Below are 6,697 nucleotides of genomic sequence, written 5' to 3'. Positions count from 1 at the left end.
CCCTCCCGCTCCCCGGCTACCCCCAGGTGCGGGTGGCGCTCCCCAGCCGCCGCCTCGCCCGCGCCGTGGCCGATCACAGGCCGGACATCGTCCATCTCGCCAGCCCCTTCGTGCTGGGCCCGCGCGGGCTGGCCGCCGCGGCCCGGGTGGGCGCACCGGTCGTCTCCGTCTACCAGACCGACATCGCCGGGTACGCCCGCACCTACCTCGGCGCGGGGGAGGCCGCCGCCTGGCGCCGTATCCACGCCGTTCACACCGCGTCCGACATCACTCTCGCGCCCTCCACCTCCTCCCTCCGTGCCCTCGAGGAGCACGGCGTGCCCCGGGTCCGGCTGTGGCCCAGGGGAGTGGACACCGGGCGTTTCGACCCGGCCCACCGGGACCCGGGGCTGCGTCGGTCCCTGGCCCCCGACGGCGAACTGCTGATCGGCTACATCGGCCGGCTGGCCCCCGAGAAGCACGTGGAACTGCTGGGCCCCGCCGCGGACCTGCCCGGCGTCCGCACGGTGATAGTCGGTGACGGCCCCAGTGCCCCGGCCCTGCGGGCGGCTGTGCCCGGGGCACACTTCACCGGCCGGCTGACCGGCCACGATCTGGCCGGACTGTACGCCTCGTTGGACGTCTTCGTTCACACCGGTCCCTTCGAGACCTTCTGCCAGACGGTCCAGGAGGCACAGGCGTCCGGAGTCGCGGTGATCGCCCCCGCGGCCGGAGGCCCCCTGGACCTGGTGGACCACGACCGCACCGGCCTGCTCGTCCCGCCGGGGGACGCCGGGGCGCTGCGGGAGGCGGTGGCGGCGTTGCGCGACGACCCGGCGCGCCGCGCCCGCCTGGCCTCCGCCGGCGCCGCGGCGGTGGCCGGCCGGAGCTGGGAGGCGATCGGGGACCGATTGCTGGAGCACTACCGCGGGGTGCTCCGCGCGCGAACGGCGGTCGCGCGGTGAGCCGCGCCGACCGCGGCCTGCGGATCGTGCGCCTGGCGAACTTCGTCGCCCCGGCCTCCGGTGGCCTGCGCACCGCGCTGGCGGAACTGGGCACCGGCTACCTCGCCGCGGGCCACGATCCGGTGCTGGTGGTGCCCGGCCCGGGGCCATCCGACGTCCGCACCCCCGCCGGGCGGGTCATCACCCTGCCCGGACCCCGGATCCCCGGTACCGGTGGCTACCGGGCGCTGCTCGACCGGTCGCGGGTGACCGCGCTGCTCGACCGGCTGGCACCGGATCGTCTGGAGGTGTCCGACCGCACCACCCTGCGCTGGACCGGGGAGTGGGCACGGCGGCACCGGGTGCGGGCGATCATGGTCTCCCACGAGAGCGTCGACGGGGTTCTCGCCGCGTGGGGGACCCCGCCGGCGGTGGCCCGGGCCACCGCCGACCGCCTCAACCGGCTCACCGCCCGCGCCTACAGCAGGATCGTGTGCACCACCCGCTGGGCCGAGAGGGAGTTCGTCCGCATCGGCGCACGCAACGTCGTCCTGGCCCCGCTGGGGGTGGACCTGTCGCGGCGGCGGCCGGAGCTGCGCGACCCCGCGCTGCGGGCCCGGCTCCTCGCCCCGGACGAGGTGATGCTCCTGCTCTGTTCGCGGCTCTCCCCGGAGAAACACCCCGAGATCGCCCTGGACGCGCTCGCCGAGTTGCGGACCCTCGGGGTACGGGCCCGACTGGTGGTGGCGGGGGACGGCCCCCTGCGCGGCCGGATGACGGAACGTGCCCGGTCCGCCCGCCTGCCGGTGGTGTTCGTGGGACACGTGGATCGGGCCGATCGACTGGCGGCCCTGCAGGCGTCGGCCGACGTCGTCCTCGCTCCCGGCCCCGCCGAGACCTTCGGACTGGCCGCCATGGAGGCCCTCGCCTGTGGCACTCCCGTGGTGGCCCACGCCCGCTCGGCCGTGCCCGCGCTGATGGCCGAGGCCGGGGTGGCCGCGGCGGGTACGGGGCGGGCTTTCGCCGAGGGTGCGTTGAACCTCCTGGCCCGGCCGGAGACGGAGCGCCGGGGCCGGGCCCGACGACGCGCCGAACGGTATCCGCGCGAGGCGGCGGTGCGCGCCTTCCTCACCGCCCACGAGGCGGCCCTCGAGCCGCTGCCCGCTCCCGCCGTCCCCTTTCTCCCGCCACCGGCGGCGGAACGCCTCCACACCACCCCGACGGGCCTGGTGTCCGCCGTGCCCGGCGCACCGGTCCCGGGGCTCCTCGGGCCGGCCGGGCGGACGGGGGAGGAGAGCCGGTGAGCGCGCCCCCGGGGCCCCGCGGGGGCCTTCTCCCCGGTGCTGCGCCCCCTTCCGGTCCTCCCGGCGAACTGAGATACGTCGCGTTGGGGGATTCGCTCACCGAGGGCATCGGCGACCCGTTGCCCGACGGCACCTGGCGGGGGTGGGCCGTGCTGCTCGCGGACGCCCTCGCCGGCTCCGGCCGTCCCGTTCGGTTCGAACGACCGGCCCACAGCGGTGCCCAGTGCGCCGACGTCGCCGAACGGCAACTGCCCGCGGCCCGCCGGTTCCGTCCCCACCTGGCCTCGGTACTGGTCGGTGGCAACGACACCCTGCGGACCTCCTTCGACATCCACCGCGTGGCCCGATCGCTGGACACCGTGGTCGGCACCCTCGTGGCGGACGGCACGGTGGTGGTCACCGCCTGCCTCCCCGATCCGGGACGGTTGTTGTCCCTGCCGGGCCCCCTGGCCCGCCCCCTGGCCCGTCGGATGCGCTCGGTCAACGAGGTGGTGCACGTCGTGGCCGCCCGCCACGGAGCCCTCCACCTCCACCTCGCCGATCATCCGATGCTGGGGCGCCCCGGGTTCTGGAGCGTGGACCGGCTGCACCCCGGGGAGCTCGGCCACCGCCTGCTGGCCCGTGAGGTCCACGCCCTGCCGGGGGTCCGGGACCGGTACGGCGGCGCGCCGCCCCCCGTCCGCTGTGATCAGCCCCCTCCGGGCCGCGCGGCGGCGACGCGGTGGATGGCCACCAAGGGCACCCGGTGGGTCGTGGACCGGTCGCGGGACCTGCTGCCCGGCCTCCTGCGCCTGGCCGCGGAGGAGGCCCGACACCGCCTGGCGGGTACCGCCCCGCTGTTGGACCGCGCCGCGGAGCGCGCCACCCGCGCGGCACTGGGCGCGGTGGTGCCGGCCGGGTCCGCTCGTCCCGGAACGGTGCCGTCGACCGACCCGGGCACGGCCCGTCCCCCGGTCGCCCGGTCCGCCGGGGGCTGAGCCCCGACCCGGCCGCGGGGGCCCCGGGACCCGGGGTCCCCGTCGCACCGTGGCCCGCCGGCCCGCGATCGGGCACGATGAGTGCCATGAGCGGGCGTTGGGAGTTCTGGATCGATCGGGGCGGCACCTTCACCGATGTGGTGGCCCGTCGACCGGACGGTGAACTGGTGGCGGGCAAGGTCCTCTCCGAGGATCCCTCGCGGACGGATGACGCCGCCGTGGCGGGCATCCGCAGACTCATGGGGCTGGGCGCCGACGAGCCGATCCCCGCCGAACGGATCGCGGGCGTGCGGATGGGCACGACGGTGGCCACCAACGCGCTCCTGGAGCGTCGGGGCGAGCCCACCGCGCTGGTCACCACCCGGGGCTTCCGCGACGCCCTGCGCATCGCGCAGCAGAACCGTCCCCGCCTGTTCGACCGTCACATCGTGCTTCCCGACGCGGTGTACGACCGGGTGGTCGAGATCCCCGAACGGGTCTCCGCCCGCGGAGAGGTGATTCTGCCGCTGGACCACCGGGCCGCCGCCGACGCCCTGGCGGGCCTCCGGGAGGCCGGTTACCGCTCCGTCGCCGTGGTGCTGATGCACGGCTACCGGTATCCCGGGCACGAGCGGGAGATCGCCCGGCTGGCCCGGGAGGCGGGGTTCGAGCAGGTGAGCGTCTCGCACGAGGTCGCGCCGCTGATCCGGATGGTCCCCCGCGGCGACACCACGGTGGTGGACGCCTACCTGTCCCCGGTGCTGCGCCGCTACGTCGAGCGGATCGCCGCCGAACTGCCGGGCATTCCCCTGCTGTTCATGCAGTCCCACGGTGGTTTGCGGGACGCCGCCTCCTTCCGGGGGCGGGACGCCCTGCTCTCCGGGCCGGCCGGCGGCGTGGTCGGGATGGCCCGCTCCTGTGCCGCCATCGGGTACCGGGAGGTGGTCGGCTTCGACATGGGCGGCACGTCCACGGACGTCTCCCACTGGGCGGGGGAGTGGGAACGCACCGACGGCGGTGAGATCGCCGGTGTACGGGTGCGGGTGCCGATGATGGACATCCACACCGTCGCCGCCGGCGGGGGATCGGTGCTGGAGTTCGACGGTCTGCGCTACCGGGTGGGCCCCCGCTCCGCGGGGGCCGTCCCCGGCCCCGCCTGTTACCGGCGCGGCGGTCCGCTCACGGTCACCGACGCCAACGTCATGCTGGGACGGGTGCGTCCCGAGCATTTCCCGCACGTGTTCGGCCCCGGGGGGAACCTCCCCCTGGACACCGTCGCGGTGCGCGAGGGTTTCACCCGCCTCGCCGAGGAGACCGAGCGCCGCACCGGGGTCCGCCGCACTCCCGAGGAGGTGGCGGCCGGCTTCCTCGACATCGCGGTCCTGGCGATGGCCAACGCGGTCAAACGGATCTCGGTACGACGCGGTCACGACGTCACCACCCACGCCCTGGTCTCCTTCGGCGGCGCCGGGGGCCAGCACGCCTGCGCGGTCGCCGACGCCCTGGGCGTGGAGACCGTGGTGGTGCCTCCGCTGGCGGGCGTCCTGTCCGCCCACGGCATCGGGCTGGCCGACGTGACGGTGATGCGCGAGCGCTCGGTGGAGCGGGAACTGAACGCGGAGACCGCCGACGTGCTGCGAGGGGTGTGCGGGGAACTGGCGCGGGAGGCGCGTTCCGCGCTGCGGGCGGACGGTCTGGCCGACGAGGCGATCGTCACCACCGCCCGGGCGCACCTGCGGTACGCGGGCACCGACGCCGCGCTGGCGGTCGAACCGGGCGATCCCGCGGCGATGACCGCCGCCTTCACCGCGGCCCACCGGGCCCGATACGGATTCGCGACCGATCGCCCGCTGGTGGTGGCGACCGCCGTTGTCGAGGCGACCGGGTCGAGCGGGGGCACGGCCCCGGTGGCGGTGCCCGGCGGGGCGGTGGTGACGGGGGCCGCGACCGTCCCGGGAACGGACTCATCGGAGGCGGAGCCCGCGGAACGGGTCCGGATGCACATCGGGGGACGGGAGCGTCGTGCCCCCCTCCACCGGCGTGCCGACCTGGAACCCGGTCGCACCGTGACCGGCCCGGCACTCATCACCGAGCCCGACGCGACCACCGTGGTCGAACCCGGTTGGCGGGCCGTCGTCCGCCCCGAGGGGCACCTGGTGATCGAACGGTACCTGCCGCGGCCGCGGGTCCTCGCCGCCGGAACGGAGGCGGATCCGGTGCGACTGGAGGTCTTCAACAGCCTCTTCATGGCCGTCGCGGAGCAGATGGGCGTCACCCTGGAGAACACCGCGCACTCGGTCAACATCAAGGAGCGACTCGACTTCTCCTGCGCGCTGTTCGACCCCGAGGGCAATCTGGTCGCCAACGCCCCGCACATCCCGGTGCACCTGGGGTCGATGGGGGATTCCATCCGCGCGGTGCTGCGTCGCACCTCCGGGACCATGCGCCCGGGGGACGCCTACGCGGTCAACGATCCCTACCACGGCGGTACGCACCTGCCCGATGTCACGGTGGTCACCCCGGTCTTCGCCGAGCCCGACCCCGCCGCGCCGGACGCCTCCCCCGACCTGCTCTTCCTGGTCGCCTCCCGGGGCCACCACGCCGAGATCGGCGGCATCAGCCCCGGCTCGATGCCCGCCTTCAGCCGTACCGTCCACGACGAGGGGGTGCTCTTCGACAGCCATCTGCTGGTGCGCGACGGCCGGCTGCGGGAGGAGGAGACCAGGGCCCTGCTGACCTCCGGCCCCCATCCCTCCCGCAACCCCGACGCCAACCTCGCCGACCTGCGTGCCCAACTCGCAGCCAACGAGAAGGGCGTGGCCGAGCTGCGGGCGGTGATGGAGCGGTTCGGACGGGAAACGGTCCTGGCCTACATGGGACACGTGCGGGACAACGCCGAGGAGGCCGTACGGCGCATCGTCGCCGACCTCTCGGACGGTTACCGCCGTTACGAGACGGACTCCGGGGCGGTGATCGCGGTCCGGGTCACGGTGGATCGGGAGAACCGCTCCGCGGTGATCGACTTCGAGGGCACCTCCCCGCAACGGGAGGACAACCTCAACGCCCCGTCCTCGGTGGTCACGGCCGCCGTGCTCTACGTCTTCCGCACCCTGGTGGCCGACGACATCCCGCTCAACAGCGGGTGTCTGGAGCCGCTGGAGGTGCGCATCCCGGAGGGGAGCATGCTCTCCCCCCGGTACCCGGCGGCGACCGTGGCGGGCAACGTGGAGACCTCCCAGGCGCTGGTGGGCGCCCTGTACGCGGCTCTGGGGGTGCAGGCCGAGGGCTCGGGCACGATGAACAACGTCACCTTCGGCAACGAGCACACCCAGTACTACGAGACGCTCGCCTCCGGGTCCGGCGCCGGGCCGGACTTCCCCGGCACCTCGGCGGTGCAGACCCACATGACCAACTCCCGCCTCACCGATCCCGAGATCCTGGAGTGGCGGCATCCGGTACGGGTGGAGGAGTTCGCGGTTCGGGAGGGGAGCGGCGGTGCGGGGCGGATGCGCGG

Annotated in this window: 4 protein-coding genes; all 4 read left to right on the top strand. The window is 75.1% G+C overall.

The features are described 5' to 3' along the window. Positions 1 to 944: glycosyltransferase family 4 protein (locus FNQ90_RS08485; protein ID WP_182605806.1), on the top strand; the 944-nt coding region annotated here is incomplete at its 5' end. Further along, a complete protein-coding gene (locus tag FNQ90_RS08480; protein ID WP_323379843.1) occupies positions 941 to 2,227 on the top strand; it encodes a glycosyltransferase in 1,287 nt (428 codons plus the stop codon). The genes FNQ90_RS08485 and FNQ90_RS08480, both read left to right, overlap by 4 nt. 83 nt (positions 2,228 to 2,310) lie before the next feature. Then, the gene (locus FNQ90_RS08475; protein ID WP_228470969.1) at positions 2,311 to 3,204 is read left to right on the top strand and encodes an SGNH/GDSL hydrolase family protein; all 894 of its coding nucleotides are present in this window, start codon (positions 2,311 to 2,313) and stop codon (positions 3,202 to 3,204) included. Between the two features lie 86 nt (positions 3,205 to 3,290). Continuing rightward, positions 3,291 to 6,697, top strand: a 3,407-nt coding sequence (locus tag FNQ90_RS08470; protein ID WP_182605804.1) for a hydantoinase B/oxoprolinase family protein, incomplete at its 3' end; no start/stop codon positions are given.

It is taken from the genome of Streptomyces alkaliphilus, from assembly GCF_014141535.1.
Classification (GTDB): Bacteria; Actinomycetota; Actinomycetes; order Streptomycetales; family Streptomycetaceae; genus Streptomyces; species Streptomyces alkaliphilus.
Note: the sequence above shows the minus strand (reverse complement) of the source record. Positions and strands in the feature narration are given on the sequence as shown.